The organism is Peribacillus sp. NPDC097224, from assembly GCF_044761985.1.
Lineage (GTDB): Bacteria > Bacillota > Bacilli > Bacillales > DSM-1321 > Peribacillus.
The window spans coordinates 1-14,617 of record NZ_JBIWDK010000008.1 but is presented as its reverse complement, the minus strand read 5'-3'; the positions used below and the strand labels follow the sequence as shown (position 1 = coordinate 14,617).

Sequence of the window (14,617 nt, the reverse complement as noted above, 5' to 3'; positions counted from 1 at the left end):
TACTCACTATAATCTCCCCCCTATTACATCGGGGTTTTCATTACTTATAAACGACCCTATAGCTTGTCAGTTCATCCAACCGCTTCTCACGGATGTCAAAACCGATTCCCGGTTTGTCCGGAACCTTAATGACGCCATTTTTCACGATGACTTCCGGTTCGATGATGTCATGCTCCCAATAACGTGACGAGGAAGAAATATCTCCCGGAATCGTGAATCCCTTTAACGTGGCCAGTGCAAGGTTATGGGCACGTGATATGCCGAACTCAATCATGCCACCACACCAAAGGGGAATATCCTGTTCCACACAAAGATCATGGATTTTGACCGCTTGGGACCAACCTCCGACCTTCGCCATTTTGATCGTGATCACTCCGCAGCTCTTTAGCATCAGCGCACTTTTCGCATCATGGTAGGAATTGATGCTTTCATCAAGGCAGATCGGTGTCCTCAGCTGCTTTTGCAAAATGGCATGTTCGACGATATCATCATGCCCAAGAGGCTGCTCGATCATCATAAGCTGAAAGTCATCCAGCTTTTGCAGGTGAGGGACATCCGAAAGCGAGTAGGCCGAATTCGCATCCACCATCAAGGGGATATCTGGATAGGCCCTCCGGATTTGCGTCAGGTATTCCGTATCATTTGCTGGATTGATCTTGATTTTATAGCGTCGATAGCCGACCGCCAAGCCTTCCTCTATTTGCCGGAGTGCATCCTCTATGTGATCGGAGGCAACGACGACCCCAGCATCCACTTCGGTTCGTTCCCCCCCGAATAGCTTTCCGAGATAGATGCCCTCTTGCTTGGCATACAAATCCCAGATTGCCTGTTCCAAGGCCGACTTTGCCATGGCATTCCTTCTGATACCGCTCCAAAGGCCCGCAAGCTGATTGGGATGCGTCAAATCGAATGCCAACGTCTTAGGAATCAGGAAGTCCTCCAACATATGAAAACAGGTTTTCACCGTTTCCTCGGTGTACCATGGACTCGAAAATGGCACTGCCTCCCCGTATCCAATACCCCCATCTTGATCTCGTGCTTCGACAACGATGACTTCCCGTTCCGTCACGGTTTCCAGATGGGTCGTGAATGGCCGCTTTAAAGGGGCCTTCACGAACCTTAAAGTGATGGATGTCAACTTCATTTCTGGTCCCCCCATCGCTTCTTCAGTTCCCTGCGCAAGAGCTTACTTGCACCATTGCGTGGCAGTTCTTCAAGAAATAATACGTTGCGGGGAATTTTATAAGCAGCTAGCCCCTCTCGGCAATGGGCCAACAGCTCAGCTTCGCTAACTTCCATGCCTTTATGCCTGACAACGAAAGCAAGCGGCACCCGCCCCCATGTTTCATGATCGATACCGGTGACACCCGCCTCGAAAACGGCTGGGTGCGTACTTAGGACATTCTCAATCTCGGCTGGATAGACATTCTCCCCTCCAGAAATGATTAAGTCCGAACGCCGGTCAAGCACGTATAAAAACCCTTCTTCATCAAGGTAACCCAGATCCCCCGTGTAAAGCCAGCCCTCTGAAATCGCTTGCTCTGTCGCATCCAAACGATTGAGATAGCCTTTCGTTACATTCGGACCCGATACGACAATCTCACCCGGTACACCCGGTCCGCATATCTTGCCGTCCTTCTCTATCCTTAGTTGGGAAGGGAACAAGGCCTTACCGGCAGACCCAACCTTTGTCATCGCATTTTCCGGGGCAAGTGTCACGATTTGCGAAGCTGTTTCCGTCATGCCGTAGGTCTGATAAACGGGTATTCCTTTTTCCCTGCAGGCTTCGAGCATATGTACAGGTGCAGGGCCTCCGCCTAGCAGTGCGCAACGAAATGTTTCCGGATAACGCGCAGCACCAAGGTCATGCAGCATTCTATTCAACATCGCCGTCACAACCGATATCATCGTCACACCATTATTCAAGATGGCCCGGTTTGCCTCATGTTCATCGAATTTCTCGACCAACACGACTTTCATTCCATAGATTACACTTTTCATCAGAATCGATAACCCGCTTATATGAAAAATCGGAACGGCACAATACCAGCTGTCCTCTTCCCTCAAGCCAAGGTTCAATACGGAGCCGACCGCGCTCCACCAGTGATTGCCGAACGATTGGATGACGCCTTTTGGATGGCCCGTCGTACCCGATGTATACATGATCGTCGCAGTATCTTCCAGATAGAAGTCATCGCGTATATCAGCGGTTCCTTGGGCAGGCAACTCTTCTTTAAAAAGAACCTCTACATCCGGAAGCAACGATTGGATCCCGGAAAGCTTTTCGATAAACCCTTCTTCCGAAATCAGCCTCATTGACTCGCTGTCCTTGATTTGCCAAGATAATTCCTTGACCGTCAGCTTATTATTGAGCACCACGATTTTCGCGCCCAAATAAAAGAGTGCATGAATCATGACGACGCTATCAATATGATTCCGAAGTAAAACCGCGCATGGTTCACCAGCCTTTATCCCACTAGCTGCCAATTTCCCCGCCATATTTTCCGTCAACCTATGTAATTCAAGAAACGTATACGTGCTCCCTTCAAACTCGATCGCCGGACGGTCAGGTGATAAATGAGCACGGTTTTTCAGCCAATTCGGCAATTTCTCTTCAGTCATCCAAGAGCCCTCTCCTTTTCCTTTGTATATAGAAAACAGCTCGACGAATAATTCCGCCAAGCTGCCCCCTAATCTAACCACTCATTCTCTTACTTTTTTCATTAAGGGAAACGAGGGAATTGTCCGAAGTCTGGATCACGTTTTTCTTTGAACGCGTCGCGGCCTTCTTTTGCTTCATCTGTTGTGTAGTATAAAAGAGTTGCGTCTCCAGCAAGTTGTTGAAGTCCAGCAAGTCCATCTGTATCGGCGTTCATCGCTGCTTTTAAGAAACGAAGCGCTGTTGGGCTCTTCTCAAGCATTTCCTCACACCATTTAACTGTTTCGGCTTCTAATTGATCTAGAGGCACAACTGTGTTGACTAAGCCCATATCCAATGCTTCTTGTGCATTGTATTGACGGCATAGGTACCAGATTTCACGCGCTTTCTTATGTCCAACGATACGAGCTAGGTAACCTGAACCGTAACCGGCATCGAAGCTTCCCACGTTCGGACCAGTTTGACCGAAGACCGCATTGTCAGCAGCGATTGTTAAGTCACAAACGACATTCAATACATTACCGCCGCCAATTGCCCAACCTGCAACCATCGCTACGACCGGTTTTGGAATCACACGGATCAAGCGTTGTAAATCAAGTACGTTCAGGCGTGGGATATTATCTTCCCCAACATATCCGCCATTCCCGCGTACCTTTTGGTCTCCACCTGAACAGAAGGCTTTTCCGCCTACACCTGTCAAAATGATAACACCGATGCTTGCATCATCACGTGCTCTAGCAAAAGCATCAATCATTTCTGCAGTCGTCTTTGGCGTGAATGCATTATGTACATGCGGACGGTTAATCGATACTTTTGCAATGCCATTATACTTCTCGTATAAAATTTCGTCATATTCACGAATAGTTTCCCATTGAATTGTCATCGTATTTCCTCCTTAATTTCGCTTTAAAAACCCATTTATTATTTTACCAAACTTTTGCCCATCTTCCACATGAATTGCATGCCCGACGTCATTAATTTTTTTCCATTCGACATTTTTCAATCGACTTTGCATCATTTCAGCGATATGGCAGAATTTTTCATCCAATTCACCTGTCACAAGCAACACGGGAAAATCCAGGGTCTCAAGATTTTCCCAATAGGATGGTTGGTTTCCTGTCCCCATGCCGAGCAAGCTGTTCGACAGACCGATCGGTGTATTTGCGAGCCGTTGCTGTCGAATGGCAGTTTGTATATCTGTGGACAACCTTTTTTGGGTTTCAAACAACGGGATGTTTTCCCACTGTTCGACAAACGCTTCCATGCCATGTTCAAGGATTCGCTTGGCAAGCTTCGCATCGTTGCCCCTGCGGTGTTCTCGCTCCTCTTCTGTCCTTAGACCCGGAGAGGAACTTTCCAGCATCAATGTATGAACATACTCTGGATACAAGCAAGAGAACGCCAATGCTAATCTGCCACCCATCGAGTAACCAAGGATATGGGCTTTTCGCAGCTTCAATTTCTCTAGAATAAGCTTCAAATCCTTTGCTACTTGCTCCATCCCATACCGCTGGAAATCATCAGGCGCCATCGTTTCCCCATGGCCGATGATATCAACCATGATCAAAGAATAGCGGTCCTGCAACATGGGAACAAGAAAGTCCCATGTATCCCGGTTCCCGGTGAACCCATGTAGACATACTATAGGTTCACCATTTCCCGCTATTTCAACAGCATATGTGACATCTCCACTGACAATTTTCATGAAATTTCCCCATCAAGCACCCGCTTTATTTCCTGGGAAACAAAACTCCACAAATTTCGATGGGTTTGCATATTGGATTCCCGCTCTGTAGGCACTTCAATGATTTTCAATCCAGGTATTTCAAAGGAATCCGTGAACACTTGTTTTAATTCATCCCAATTCCGCACCTTGTTATATTTCCCTCCATAAAGCAAAGCAGCATGGGAGAAATCAAGTCCGTGCGGCGTTCCGAATAACGTTTCGAAATGTTCCTTTTCTTTCGCCTGTGGAAGGAAGGAGAAGATCCCTCCGCCATCATTGTTGATCAACAGGACCGTGATGTTCTGCTTTTGCAGTTTGGCTGCAAGCAATCCGTTCATATCATGGAAAAAGCTTAAATCACCTATGGCCAGCACCGTATTTTCGGTAACCGTGCTCACACCGATTGCCGTGGAAACGACACCATCAATTCCGTTTGCCCCACGGTTCGCCATCGTCTTGATGCTTTTCTCGTTGTTTAAAAAGAACGTATCCAAATCCCGGATAGGCATACTGTTCCCGACAAATACGGTCGAACCTACCGGCATCATGTCCTGGAGTAAGGAAAAGAGCTTTCCTTCACTCAACTCCGATTCATCCTGGATGGAAGATAAGGCATTCTTCGTCGCTCCATTGATGGATTGCCACAAACCAAGCCAGTCTCTGTCTGTTGCTTCAGGTAATTTTTCACCGATGCGATGACAAAAGTCGACTTCATCACAATAGATCATGCTCGTGGCCAATCCAGCCGGTTCACGCCATCCTGCACCACCATCGATGACCAATGTCAAAGCCTGCTTTTGTTTTTTCAAGAATAAAAGCAGGGGCTTCGAAACTGGCATCGAGCCGAATCGAAGCACGACATCCGGTTGGAATGCAGCCTTGGCAGCTTCATCACGCAAAAATGTATCATAAGCCTCGATGATGGCGTCTTTGTCATGTGTGCCGCTCCGTAACTGAGAAAGCGGGTCAGCCAGTATCGGGAACCCAAGCTTGTCTGCTAATGTGATGATGGCATCCTTCATCTCTGGGTTCCTAAGTTCCCCACACACGATGATGCCTTGTTTTGCTTTTGACAAAGTAGAGGTCAATCCGTCTAATTGTGCGGCCGTTAGTGAGCGTATCCCACTATCGATCATCACAGTCGGCGTTTCCTTACTTTGCCTATATTCCTTGGCTTGTTTTAAATCTGGAATGAGTGGCTCACGTAAAGGGAAGTTCAAGTGGACAGGTCCTGAAGGTTCCATGGATGCCGTCGCTACCGCTCTCGCTCCGATGGTCCTCGCATACCGGATCATTTCATCACTGCTCTCCGGAAGCGCCATCTCGACAAACCACTTCACTTGCTTTCCATATAAATTGATTTGGTCGATGGCCTGTGGAGCTCCGACATCTCGTAGCTCATGGGGCCGATCAGCTGTCAGGACAACTAGGGGCACCCTTGAATAGAAAGCCTCAATGACGGCAGGATGAAAGTTCGCCGCAGCCGTTCCGGACGTACAAAGAAGTCCGACTGGTTCTTTTAATGCCTTAGCCAATCCAAGAGCAAAAAAAGACGCCGAACGCTCATCGACATTAATATGTACCTGAATATCAGGATGTTCCACCATCAATAAAGCAAGAGGTGTAGAACGTGAACCAGGGCTCACGACCACATGCTTCATTCGATTTTGTGCCAGCTCATCGACAAATGAAGCAGCATAGGCTGTCAATGCATCTCGGTCATTCATTCATTTTTCCTCCTAAAGCACTTAACATCGGGTTGAATTTAATCCCCGTTTCCTGGAATTCACTTTCCGGTGTTGAATCTTCTACCACGCCACATCCTGCAAAAAGCGATGCCTCATTGTCCTGTAATAGTGCGGAACGGATTCCAACCGCGAATTCACCGTTCCCCTTCGAATCCACCCAGCCGAGTGGTCCCGCATAAAAGCCTCGTTCCAGACCTTCTATTTCCCGAATGCGTGTGACAGCTTTCTCTTTTGGAAGCCCACCCAATGCCGGCGTTGGATGGAGATTCTCGACACACTCGAAAATAGTCGTATCCGCTTTACACGTACCTTTCACCGGTGTAAACAAATGCTGTATATGACGGTTTTTCATCAACTTCGGTCCTGATGGAATGATGACCTCATCACATACGGCTTCAAAAGCGTTGGTAATCATCGAAACGACGTACTTGTGCTCTTGTAGATTCTTTTGATCCAAAAGAAGTTCATTACCTAGACGAGTATCCTCTTCTTCGGTTTTCCCCCGGCCCATTGATCCGGCAAGACAAGTTGAAAAGACTTCATTTCCCTGCTTTTTGATTAATCGCTCAGGAGTGGCCCCGACAAAACAGTCACCGCCTGCCTCTAAACAGAAAATATAGCTCATCGGCTGCTCGGCAAGCAGTTGCTCTAGAACCTGTTTCGAATCGATGGAGCGTTCAAACACAAGGCGCAATTCCCTTGCCAGAACGATCTTATCAAGATCCGTCGTCTTAATTTCCTCAACGGCCCGCGCAACGGTCTTCTTCCATGCCTCAGGTTCGACTTCCTTCTGCTCAACAAAGACATTGGCCGGTATTTCGCCATCATCCAAGTTTTCGGTAAGGAATGCTTCCCTTTCGTTTATCATATCTATGAAGAGTTTTTCTGAATCATCCGGCGAACAAAGTAGGTTTGTCGTTAAGTAGGCCTCCCCCTCCACTATCGATAGCATGAAGGCAGGTATATAGAACAGATTGTCCCCAAATTGATTCCATAGGAACGAACTGTTGGTTTCATAATCAAAAGAAAAGCCCCCAAATAGCAAAGGGCCGGTCGCATCCACATCGGTCACTCCTGTTGTAACAGCAGTATTCTGCAGCTTGATCCAGCTCATTTCAACTTCTCTATAACGGTCGGCATTTGGTGCCGCCTGGATTTTCTTAACGTTGCCTAAACCAGTAATGGTTATATCTTTTGCGGGATCCTGCCAAAAGAAGCGTTCACCCTTATACCGTTCTCTTCCAGCTTGATAAAATGAAAGGGGGTTGTTGCACTCTATTTTCTTAATATGACTGAATAGAACTTGTTCATTCAAGTTCTTCGCCTTTTGTATGGCCATAGCCAGTCCCTGAAACCGTTCAGTTTCTTTCGAGATAGCCAAAAATATCCCCCCAAATCGTACATTTTAAAAGCTTTTTAACCTATTTAAAGATACACCTCCGTTTAACCTCATGTCAATAAAACCACCCTCGAACCGACAAATCATGCCTGCTTTTTTCCTTATTATATGATTCTTAGATAATGATGTAGCATCTCCTTCAATTTGGAAGTCCCGGCTCATCAAATCCCTTTGACACGCTCGAACACTTTTCCTACATTTTATAGGATATCCTTTTGTGAACAAATTCAATCTTTGTTATAATTTTAAGGTACTGATCATGATTTTGAGGAGAGAAATAATGCACACAGAATACGACGAGCTTCCCCTTAAACGAACCTGGAAAATCTGGTGGGAGTTAATTCGTCCACATACACTTACCGCAGCTTTTGTTCCCGTCCTGCTTGGAACCGTCCTTGCCTTGTTAGAGGATGGCGTAAATTGGTTATTATTTGCGGCCATGATGATCGCAAGCATCCTTATTCAAGCTGCAACGAACTTATTTAATGAATACTATGATTTCAAAAGGGGCCTTGATACCGAAGAATCAGTCGGCATCGGTGGCGGTATCGTCCGTCATGGCATGACCCCGAAACTGATCATGACCTTGGCCCTTAGCATGTATGGAATCTCTCTTTTACTAGGAATCTATATTTGCGCCGCTTCATCTTGGTGGATTGCCGCTGTCGGTCTTGTTTGCATGCTGGTCGGCTACCTTTATACCGGAGGTCCGCTACCGATATCATACACACCATTCGGGGAACTTTTTTCCGGTCTATTCATGGGCTTCTTGATCATCTTGATCGCCTACTTCATCCAGACCGGTACAGTTTCTTCCTTGGCCATCCTGATTGCCGTACCAAGCGGTGTTCTTGTCGGATTGATCAATCTATCGAATAACCTTCGGGACCATGACGGCGATAAGGCCCATGGCCGCAAAACGATGCCTGTCGTTATGGGAAGGAAAAATGCACTAACTTTCATGTCCGTCATGTTTGCATTCTGTTATGTGTGGGTTGTCGGACTGATTCTCTTGGGAGACGTAACACCTTGGATCCTGCTTTCTTTCCTAAGCATTCCGAAGGCCCTGACTGCCATCAAAGGCTTTGCAGGTAAAACGGAAGCCATCACAATGGTGCCAGCGATGAAAGCAACGGCACAAACGAATACGTTCTTCGGTTTACTGATGTTCATCGGTTTACTCATCCATTATTTCATTCAATAAACGCAAAGCTTTAAACCCCGTGCATGGTGCATGGGGTTTTTTCGTTGTTTCCCACCCCGCTGATTCGGGTACTTACTAATAACTACACAAAAAACAACGATGAAACCATAATCGTACTTATAAAAGGAGAGGAAACCAATGGCGACTGAAAAACAAATCCTGAAATTAAAAGAAGAACTGTTAAGTGAAAAAGAACAGCTTCAACAAAGAATCAAGAATGATGAGACTGTAACCAAACAGTCACAAACCGACTTTTCCGGCGAAATCTCTTCCTATGATAATCACCCCGCCGACTTAGGCACCGAGCTTTTCGACAAGGAAAGATATCAAGCCATCAATGAGCACGCGGAAGAGGAAATCGGAAAAATCGATCTTGCCCTAGAAGCCATAAAAGAAGGAACATACGGTGTTTGTAAGGAGTGCGACAAAGATATCCCATATGAACGGCTTGAAGTGGTTCCTTCCACCTTATATTGTATCGAGCATACACCAGAACAAAAAGTCCATGACGACGTGACCGATGAATATAGGCCAGCCGAGGAAGATATCCTAATCCCTTCTAAGGGAGATAACTTTGAGAACAGGCGCCATTCAGATACAGACGACGAAAATACGGTCAAAGAGGACAGTTTCGGTGAAGTCGCCCAATTCGGAACATCAGACACTCCGGCAGACTATCAGCATAATCGCACAAGCTATAACGAACTTTATGATACAGAAGACGATACCGAGACATTCCCTGAAGACTATGAAGGATATGCAGCCAATGATATAGAAGGGAAAAATCGTCAAGTCGTATCCAACGAGAACAAAGAAGAATACGAAGACATGCTCGATGACCGGAAGATTGATTCTAAAATGGGCAATATCCCTTACAAGAAGAAAGACAGCTATATAGATGAAAAATAAAAAAGTGCCAGACCTTGTACAGAACTTTGTACGGGGTCAGCACTTTTTTAATGCTATCCTTATAAGGCTTAAAAGAAATCGTTTTCTACTTGATACTCTCTTTACTATCTTCTTGGCCTCCAACGACATTCTCCATATAATTTTTACCCCAATTATACATCGAATCAAGAATCGGCATCAGGCTTTCTCCTTGTTCTGTCAGAGAGTATTCCACTTTGGGAGGTACGATTGGATAAACCTCGCGATGAACAATAAGATCTTCTTCCAGCTCTCGAAGCTGGTTAACCAGCATTCTTTGAGTGATGCCCGGCATAAGTGCCTTCAATTCACCAAAACGCTTGGTCCCCTGCTTGCCTAAGTGCCATAAAATAAGCATCTTCCATTTTCCCCCAATAACAGAAAGGGTCAATTCCTTCTCACAATTGAATGTTTTATTCTCTAGCCTTGTCATCTGAATTACCTCCATATTTAGAATCCTGCATCCCATGGTATACTTTTTAACACTATGTATAATAAAAGTGCGTACTAACAAAAATATTATACTTAGTATATGATACATTGTATAGTCAAGATGATTTTCTTGCTGTGCATTGAATGAACGTGAGAGGTACATACTTACTGTGCAACATACTAAAACATACTAGTGGGAGTGAAGGATAAATGGAATTACAATTGGCATTGGACTTAGTAAACATTCAAGAAGGAATTGAATTGGTTAAACAGGTGGAAGAATATATAGATATCGTAGAAATCGGTACACCGGTAGTTATTAATGAAGGGCTTCGGGCTGTTAAAGAAATGAAAGCAGCTTTCCCTTCTTTAAAAGTATTAGCTGACCTTAAAATTATGGATGCAGCCGGTTACGAAGTGATGAAGGCATCTGAAGCTGGCGCTGATATCATCACGATTCTTGGTGCAGCTGAAGATATGTCCATCAAAGGGGCTGTAGAAGAAGCTAAAAAACAAGGCAAAAAAATCCTTGTTGATATGATCGCTGTGAAAGATCTTGAAACTCGTGCGAAAGAATTGGATGCATTTGGCGTCGATTACATCTGTGTACACACTGGCTACGATCTTCAAGCTGTTGGAAAAAACTCTTTTGAGGACCTTCAAACCATTAAACGCGTTGTAAAGAATGCAAAAACGGCTATTGCAGGCGGCATAAAATTAGATACACTTCCGGAAGTCATTAAAGTACAACCTGACCTTATCATTGTTGGCGGAGGCATCACTGGACAAGATGATATTAAAGGGACAGCTGCCCAAATACAAGAATTAATTAAACAAGGCTAATAAGTATCATGCAGACTTCTCAATATATGGCTAAAATCATACAAGAGCTAAGTCGTTCAGTAGACTTAATAGCTGACGAAGAAGCTGAACAATTGGTTAATCGGATTCTTGAAGCAAAGAAAGTTTTTGTAGCAGGTGCAGGAAGATCCGGGCTGATGGGTAAATCCTTTGCCATGCGAATGATGCATATGGGGATAGATGCATATGTATTAGGTGAAACCGTCACCCCCACCTTCGAAAAAGATGACCTTTTAATCCTTGGAACCGGTTCGGGAGAAACAAAAAGTTTGATTTCCATAGCAGAGAAAGCAACGAATATCGGTGGAACCATTGCGACCGTAACCATTTCCCCCGAATCGACCATTGGAAAATTGGCGGATTACTCAATAAAGCTGCCTGGTTCACCAAAAGACCAGTCGGAAGGTCATTACCAAACAATCCAACCGATGGGCTCTCTATTTGAGCAGACTCTTTTACTTTTCTTCGATAGCGTCATTTTAAGGATAATGGATAAAAAGGGATTGGATACGAATAAAATGTATGGCCGACACGCAAATCTCGAGTAAAAAGTGAAATATAAAAAGACCGCAAGAAATTCTTCTGAATTTACTTGCGGTCTTTTTTTTGTAAAAGGATTACAGGCTCCTATATATTCTATAAATTAAGATACCGTCCAGTGACGGAAGACATATTATATGCCCATCCTAATAAAAGGTCTCTTCCTTTATAGAGGGAAACATCAAACTTATAGAAAAAAGACTCCTACGATGTAGCTGACCACCCTATATAGGTTTGATTAGCTTCTTAAGTGTACTCAACTTTTGGGAGTTACTCTATCAATTTAGAGTAATCAATCCTATATTTTTAAGTTCTTCATTGCAAATGGTACAGGTCGGATATCAACTAGCTGTAAGCGGTGTACTTTTGGAAAATTTGGCATTCACACTTAAGAATTTTTTCGTAGGATTCATTCTAGCTGCTTTCGTAGGGATGGGCATCGGACTAATTACTGGATGGTACAAACCTTTAGGTATAAAGCTTTTGATCCTTTTCTAACCGCAATGCTAGGTACCCCTCGCATTGTCCTACTGCCTTTAATCATGGTATGGGTGGGAGTCGGATTTCCTAGCAAAGTATTACTCGTCTTTCTCGAAGGTGTATTCACGATTATTCTCAATACCATGTCCGGTGTACAGAATCTTGACCCCAATCTCACAAGAGTGACAAAGGCTTTCGGAGCTTCTCAGCTTCAAACTTTCCTTACGGTCGCTCTTCCAGGTTCTTTACCCCAAATTGTATCTGGATTACGTGTAGGAATCGGGCAGTCCTTGGTTGGTGTAATTGCTGCTGAAATGTTTGTTTCAACGGGGGGAATAGGCTATTTTATTGCACAGCCTTCAGCGAACTTAACATTGATAGAGTATTAGTAGGAATAGGAGTGATCATTATGGTAGGAATGCACATTACGCAATCGGTTAAATAGATAGAATTAGCTTTATTAAACATCGGATTGATTAAATACATCTATAATAAGTAAATAGACTGCATCAACCTTGTCGCATCTCTTCAAGAAAAACAGTCATAAAAAAAGAAGCATACATAAGTATGCTTCTTTTTATGACCCGTACGGGAATCGAACCCGTGTTACCGCCGTGAAAGGGCGGTGTCTTAACCGCTTGACCAACGGGCCGAATGGCGGAGAAGGAGGGATTTGAACCCTCGCGCCGCTCGCGCGACCTACACCCTTAGCAGGGGCGCCTCTTCAGCCTCTTGAGTACTTCCCCATGGCTCCGCAGGTAGGACTCGAACCTACGACCGTTCGGTTAACAGCCGAATGCTCTACCACTGAGCTACTGCGGAACAATAAAATATGGTGGGCCTAAATGGACTCGAACCATCGACCTCACGCTTATCAGGCGTGCGCTCTAACCAGCTGAGCTATAGGCCCATATTGGAGCGGGTGAAGGGAATCGAACCCTCATCATCAGCTTGGAAGGCTGAGGTTTTACCACTAAACTACACCCGCGAAATGGGGCGACTGATGGGAATCGAACCCACGAATGCCTGAACCACAATCAGGTGCGTTAACCACTTCGCCACAATCGCCGTAATATGAAATTGTAATGGTGGCTCAGGACGGAATCGAACCGCCGACACAAGGATTTTCAGTCCTTTGCTCTACCGACTGAGCTACTGAGCCTAAAAAATGGCGGTCCCGACGGGAATCGAACCCGCGATCTCCTGCGTGACAGGCAGGCATGTTAACCGCTACACCACGGGACCTAATGATTGCGGGGACAGGATTTGAACCTGCGACCTTCGGGTTATGAGCCCGACGAGCTACCGGACTGCTCCACCCCGCGACGGTAATAATGAATCATTTTGCACCAAGTTTTCATGAATACTGTTTTTTTACTTCCTAATATGTAAGGTTGTTTTAAAACAACTTGTTGCTTTTAAAACAAATGGAGGAGGTAGAGGGATTCGAACCCCCGCGGGATTTGACTCCCCTGTCGGTTTTCAAGACCGATCCCTTCAGCCGAACTTGGGTATACCTCCATGGCTAAGAAAAAATTCTATGGTGGACCTTGTAGGACTCGAACCTACGACCGGACGGTTATGAGCCGTCTGCTCTAACCAGCTGAGCTAAAGGTCCTTATATTTATTGGTAGCGGCGGAGGGGATCGAACCCCCGACCTCACGGGTATGAACCGTACGCTCTAGCCAGCTGAGCTACACCGCCAAAATAATATAAGTTTTCTTTTTTGAAAAAATGGTGGAGCCTAGCGGGATCGAACCGCTGACCTCCTGCGTGCAAGGCAGGCGCTCTCCCAGCTGAGCTAAGGCCCCATTTCATTAAAAATCACATGGTCGGGAAGACAGGATTCGAACCTGCGACCCCTTGGTCCCAAACCAAGTGCTCTACCAAGCTGAGCTACTTCCCGCAAAAAAACATGGTGCGCCCGGCGGGAGTCGAACCTACAACCTTCTGATTCGTAGTCAGATGCTCTATCCAATTGAGCTACGGGCGCATATTAAGATGGTGCCGAGGACCGGAATCGAACCGGTACGGTAGTCACCTACCGCAGGATTTTAAGTCCTGTGCGTCTGCCAGTTCCGCCACCCCGGCACATACGAAAAGTGGAGCGGAAGACGGGATTCGAACCCGCGACCCCAACCTTGGCAAGGTTGTATTCTACCACTGAACTACTTCCGCATGAATGATGCGGGTGAAGGGACTTGAACCCCCACGCCTTGCGGCGCCAGATCCTAAGTCTGGTGCGTCTGCCAATTCCGCCACACCCGCATGAAAAAATGATGAGCCATGAAGGATTCGAACCTTCGACCCTCTGATTAAAAGTCAGATGCTCTACCAACTGAGCTAATGGCTCATGCTTGTCTTACTATAAAAATGGTGCCGGCAAGAGGACTTGAACCCCCAACCTACTGATTACAAGTCAGTTGCTCTACCAGTTGAGCTACACCGGCAGGTGTAAAAAATAATGGTGGAGGATGACGGGATCGAACCGCCGACCCTCTGCTTGTAAGGCAGATGCTCTCCCAGCTGAGCTAATCCTCCATATTATATGCTTGGCGGCGTCCTACTCTCACAGGGGGAAACCCCCAACTACCATCGGCGCTGAAGAGCTTAACTGCCGTGTTCGGAATGGGAACGGGT

At 45.7% G+C, this 14,617-nt stretch carries 12 protein-coding genes, 21 tRNA genes and 1 rRNA gene; 5 read left to right on the top strand and 29 right to left on the bottom strand.

Going from position 1 to position 14,617, the window contains the following annotated elements:
- Positions 1-40 precede the first annotated feature (40 nt).
- The 6 genes from menC to ACIQXR_RS15440 all read right to left on the bottom strand — a co-directional run bounded on the left by menC (position 41) and on the right by ACIQXR_RS15440 (position 7,514).
- Positions 41-1,144 carry an o-succinylbenzoate synthase gene (gene menC, locus ACIQXR_RS15465; protein ID WP_403080331.1) on the bottom strand — a complete coding sequence of 368 codons (1,104 nt, stop codon included), beginning with the start codon at positions 1,142-1,144 and terminating at the stop codon, positions 41-43.
- Positions 1,141-2,622 (bottom strand): o-succinylbenzoate--CoA ligase, encoded by a 1,482-nt coding sequence (locus ACIQXR_RS15460; RefSeq protein ID WP_403080473.1) that lies wholly within the window; start codon positions 2,620-2,622, stop codon positions 1,141-1,143. Before ACIQXR_RS15460 ends, menC begins: the two co-directional genes overlap by 4 nt.
- Positions 2,623-2,723: 101 nt before the next feature.
- The gene (gene menB / locus ACIQXR_RS15455; RefSeq protein WP_402991850.1) at positions 2,724-3,542 is read right to left on the bottom strand and encodes a 1,4-dihydroxy-2-naphthoyl-CoA synthase; all 819 of its coding nucleotides are present in this window, start codon (positions 3,540-3,542) and stop codon (positions 2,724-2,726) included.
- 12 nt (positions 3,543-3,554) lie between these two features.
- Complete coding sequence (gene menH / locus ACIQXR_RS15450; RefSeq protein WP_402991853.1) at positions 3,555-4,364, bottom strand: 2-succinyl-6-hydroxy-2,4-cyclohexadiene-1-carboxylate synthase; 810 nt, start codon at positions 4,362-4,364, stop codon at positions 3,555-3,557.
- Positions 4,361-6,112 (bottom strand): 2-succinyl-5-enolpyruvyl-6-hydroxy-3-cyclohexene-1-carboxylic-acid synthase, encoded by a 1,752-nt coding sequence (gene menD / locus ACIQXR_RS15445; protein WP_403080329.1) that lies wholly within the window; start codon positions 6,110-6,112, stop codon positions 4,361-4,363. The genes menH and menD overlap by 4 nt, the downstream gene beginning before the upstream one ends.
- Positions 6,105-7,514 (bottom strand): isochorismate synthase, encoded by a 1,410-nt coding sequence (locus tag ACIQXR_RS15440; RefSeq protein ID WP_402875224.1) that lies wholly within the window; start codon positions 7,512-7,514, stop codon positions 6,105-6,107. Before ACIQXR_RS15440 ends, menD begins: the two co-directional genes overlap by 8 nt.
- 298 nt (positions 7,515-7,812) lie before the next feature.
- Between ACIQXR_RS15440 and ACIQXR_RS15435 the strand changes: the two genes are divergently transcribed.
- Together ACIQXR_RS15435 and ACIQXR_RS15430 are read left to right on the top strand one after the other, a co-directional pair.
- A complete protein-coding gene (locus ACIQXR_RS15435) occupies positions 7,813-8,736 on the top strand; it encodes a 1,4-dihydroxy-2-naphthoate polyprenyltransferase (RefSeq protein WP_402875228.1) in 924 nt (307 codons plus the stop codon).
- 138 nt (positions 8,737-8,874) lie between these two features.
- Entirely contained in the window at positions 8,875-9,645 is a 771-nt protein-coding gene (locus ACIQXR_RS15430) for a TraR/DksA C4-type zinc finger protein (protein ID WP_402875231.1), read from the top strand.
- A gap of 85 nt (positions 9,646-9,730) precedes the next feature.
- On the opposite strand, the gene hxlR is transcribed toward ACIQXR_RS15430, so the two are convergent.
- Positions 9,731-10,096: a transcriptional activator HxlR gene (gene hxlR / locus ACIQXR_RS15425; protein ID WP_402875234.1), complete on the bottom strand. Its 366-nt coding sequence runs from the start codon at positions 10,094-10,096 to the stop codon at positions 9,731-9,733.
- A gap of 209 nt (positions 10,097-10,305) precedes the next feature.
- Here hxlR and hxlA point away from each other — a divergent pair, with 209 nt between their 5' ends.
- The 3 genes from hxlA to ACIQXR_RS15410 all read left to right on the top strand — a co-directional run bounded on the left by hxlA (position 10,306) and on the right by ACIQXR_RS15410 (position 12,365).
- Positions 10,306-10,938: a 3-hexulose-6-phosphate synthase gene (gene hxlA, locus ACIQXR_RS15420; RefSeq protein ID WP_402875237.1), complete on the top strand. Its 633-nt coding sequence runs from the start codon at positions 10,306-10,308 to the stop codon at positions 10,936-10,938.
- Between the two features lie 8 nt (positions 10,939-10,946).
- Positions 10,947-11,504, top strand: coding sequence for a 6-phospho-3-hexuloisomerase (hxlB, locus tag ACIQXR_RS15415; RefSeq protein WP_402875239.1), 558 nt, complete (start codon positions 10,947-10,949; stop codon positions 11,502-11,504).
- A 447-nt stretch (positions 11,505-11,951) separates the two neighbouring features.
- Positions 11,952-12,365 carry an ABC transporter permease gene (locus ACIQXR_RS15410; RefSeq protein ID WP_402875241.1) on the top strand — a complete coding sequence of 138 codons (414 nt, stop codon included), beginning with the start codon at positions 11,952-11,954 and terminating at the stop codon, positions 12,363-12,365.
- 191 nt (positions 12,366-12,556) lie between these two features.
- Here ACIQXR_RS15410 and ACIQXR_RS15405 read toward each other — a convergent pair.
- The 22 genes from ACIQXR_RS15405 to rrf form a co-directional block, all read right to left on the bottom strand.
- A tRNA-Glu gene (locus ACIQXR_RS15405) sits at positions 12,557-12,628 on the bottom strand.
- Between the two features lie 3 nt (positions 12,629-12,631).
- Positions 12,632-12,722 (bottom strand) — tRNA-Ser (locus ACIQXR_RS15400).
- A 1-nt stretch (position 12,723) separates the two neighbouring features.
- Positions 12,724-12,798, bottom strand: a tRNA-Asn gene (locus ACIQXR_RS15395).
- An 11-nt stretch (positions 12,799-12,809) separates the two neighbouring features.
- Positions 12,810-12,886: transfer RNA gene (locus tag ACIQXR_RS15390), tRNA-Ile, on the bottom strand.
- A gap of 4 nt (positions 12,887-12,890) precedes the next feature.
- Positions 12,891-12,964, bottom strand: a tRNA-Gly gene (locus ACIQXR_RS15385).
- Between the two features lie 4 nt (positions 12,965-12,968).
- Positions 12,969-13,044, bottom strand: a tRNA-His gene (locus ACIQXR_RS15380).
- Between the two features lie 18 nt (positions 13,045-13,062).
- Positions 13,063-13,138, bottom strand: a tRNA-Phe gene (locus tag ACIQXR_RS15375).
- A 7-nt stretch (positions 13,139-13,145) separates the two neighbouring features.
- Positions 13,146-13,221, bottom strand: a tRNA-Asp gene (locus ACIQXR_RS15370).
- 6 nt (positions 13,222-13,227) lie between these two features.
- Positions 13,228-13,301 (bottom strand) — tRNA-Met (locus ACIQXR_RS15365).
- A gap of 103 nt (positions 13,302-13,404) precedes the next feature.
- Positions 13,405-13,497: transfer RNA gene (locus ACIQXR_RS15360), tRNA-Ser, on the bottom strand.
- Positions 13,498-13,517: 20 nt separating this feature from the next.
- Positions 13,518-13,594 (bottom strand) — tRNA-Ile (locus ACIQXR_RS15355).
- Positions 13,595-13,604: 10 nt separating this feature from the next.
- Positions 13,605-13,681: transfer RNA gene (locus ACIQXR_RS15350), tRNA-Met, on the bottom strand.
- A gap of 31 nt (positions 13,682-13,712) precedes the next feature.
- Positions 13,713-13,788: transfer RNA gene (locus ACIQXR_RS15345), tRNA-Ala, on the bottom strand.
- 18 nt (positions 13,789-13,806) lie between these two features.
- Positions 13,807-13,883: transfer RNA gene (locus ACIQXR_RS15340), tRNA-Pro, on the bottom strand.
- 10 nt (positions 13,884-13,893) lie between these two features.
- Positions 13,894-13,970, bottom strand: a tRNA-Arg gene (locus tag ACIQXR_RS15335).
- 9 nt (positions 13,971-13,979) lie between these two features.
- Positions 13,980-14,068: transfer RNA gene (locus ACIQXR_RS15330), tRNA-Leu, on the bottom strand.
- A 12-nt stretch (positions 14,069-14,080) separates the two neighbouring features.
- Positions 14,081-14,155: transfer RNA gene (locus tag ACIQXR_RS15325), tRNA-Gly, on the bottom strand.
- A gap of 8 nt (positions 14,156-14,163) precedes the next feature.
- A tRNA-Leu gene (locus ACIQXR_RS15320) sits at positions 14,164-14,245 on the bottom strand.
- A gap of 12 nt (positions 14,246-14,257) precedes the next feature.
- Positions 14,258-14,330 (bottom strand) — tRNA-Lys (locus tag ACIQXR_RS15315).
- A gap of 21 nt (positions 14,331-14,351) precedes the next feature.
- A tRNA-Thr gene (locus ACIQXR_RS15310) sits at positions 14,352-14,427 on the bottom strand.
- A gap of 15 nt (positions 14,428-14,442) precedes the next feature.
- Positions 14,443-14,518, bottom strand: a tRNA-Val gene (locus ACIQXR_RS15305).
- Between the two features lie 9 nt (positions 14,519-14,527).
- Positions 14,528-14,617: ribosomal RNA gene (gene rrf, locus ACIQXR_RS15300) — 5S ribosomal RNA — on the bottom strand; the annotation flags it as partial.

Coding starts and splice junctions, on each gene's coding strand:
- hxlR (WP_402875234.1), bottom strand. CDS start 10,096: ATGACAAGGCTAGAGAATAAAACATTCAATTGTGAGAAGGAATTGACC.
- menC (WP_403080331.1), bottom strand. CDS start 1,144: ATGAAGTTGACATCCATCACTTTAAGGTTCGTGAAGGCCCCTTTAAAG.
- menD (WP_403080329.1), bottom strand. CDS start 6,112: ATGAATGACCGAGATGCATTGACAGCCTATGCTGCTTCATTTGTCGAT.
- menH (WP_402991853.1), bottom strand. CDS start 4,364: ATGAAAATTGTCAGTGGAGATGTCACATATGCTGTTGAAATAGCGGGA.
- hxlA (WP_402875237.1), top strand. CDS start 10,306: ATGGAATTACAATTGGCATTGGACTTAGTAAACATTCAAGAAGGAATT.
- menB (WP_402991850.1), bottom strand. CDS start 3,542: ATGACAATTCAATGGGAAACTATTCGTGAATATGACGAAATTTTATAC.
- hxlB (WP_402875239.1), top strand. CDS start 10,947: ATGCAGACTTCTCAATATATGGCTAAAATCATACAAGAGCTAAGTCGT.
- ACIQXR_RS15460 (WP_403080473.1), bottom strand. CDS start 2,622: ATGACTGAAGAGAAATTGCCGAATTGGCTGAAAAACCGTGCTCATTTA.
- ACIQXR_RS15410 (WP_402875241.1), top strand. CDS start 11,952: ATGGTACAAACCTTTAGGTATAAAGCTTTTGATCCTTTTCTAACCGCA.
- ACIQXR_RS15435 (WP_402875228.1), top strand. CDS start 7,813: ATGCACACAGAATACGACGAGCTTCCCCTTAAACGAACCTGGAAAATC.
- ACIQXR_RS15430 (WP_402875231.1), top strand. CDS start 8,875: ATGGCGACTGAAAAACAAATCCTGAAATTAAAAGAAGAACTGTTAAGT.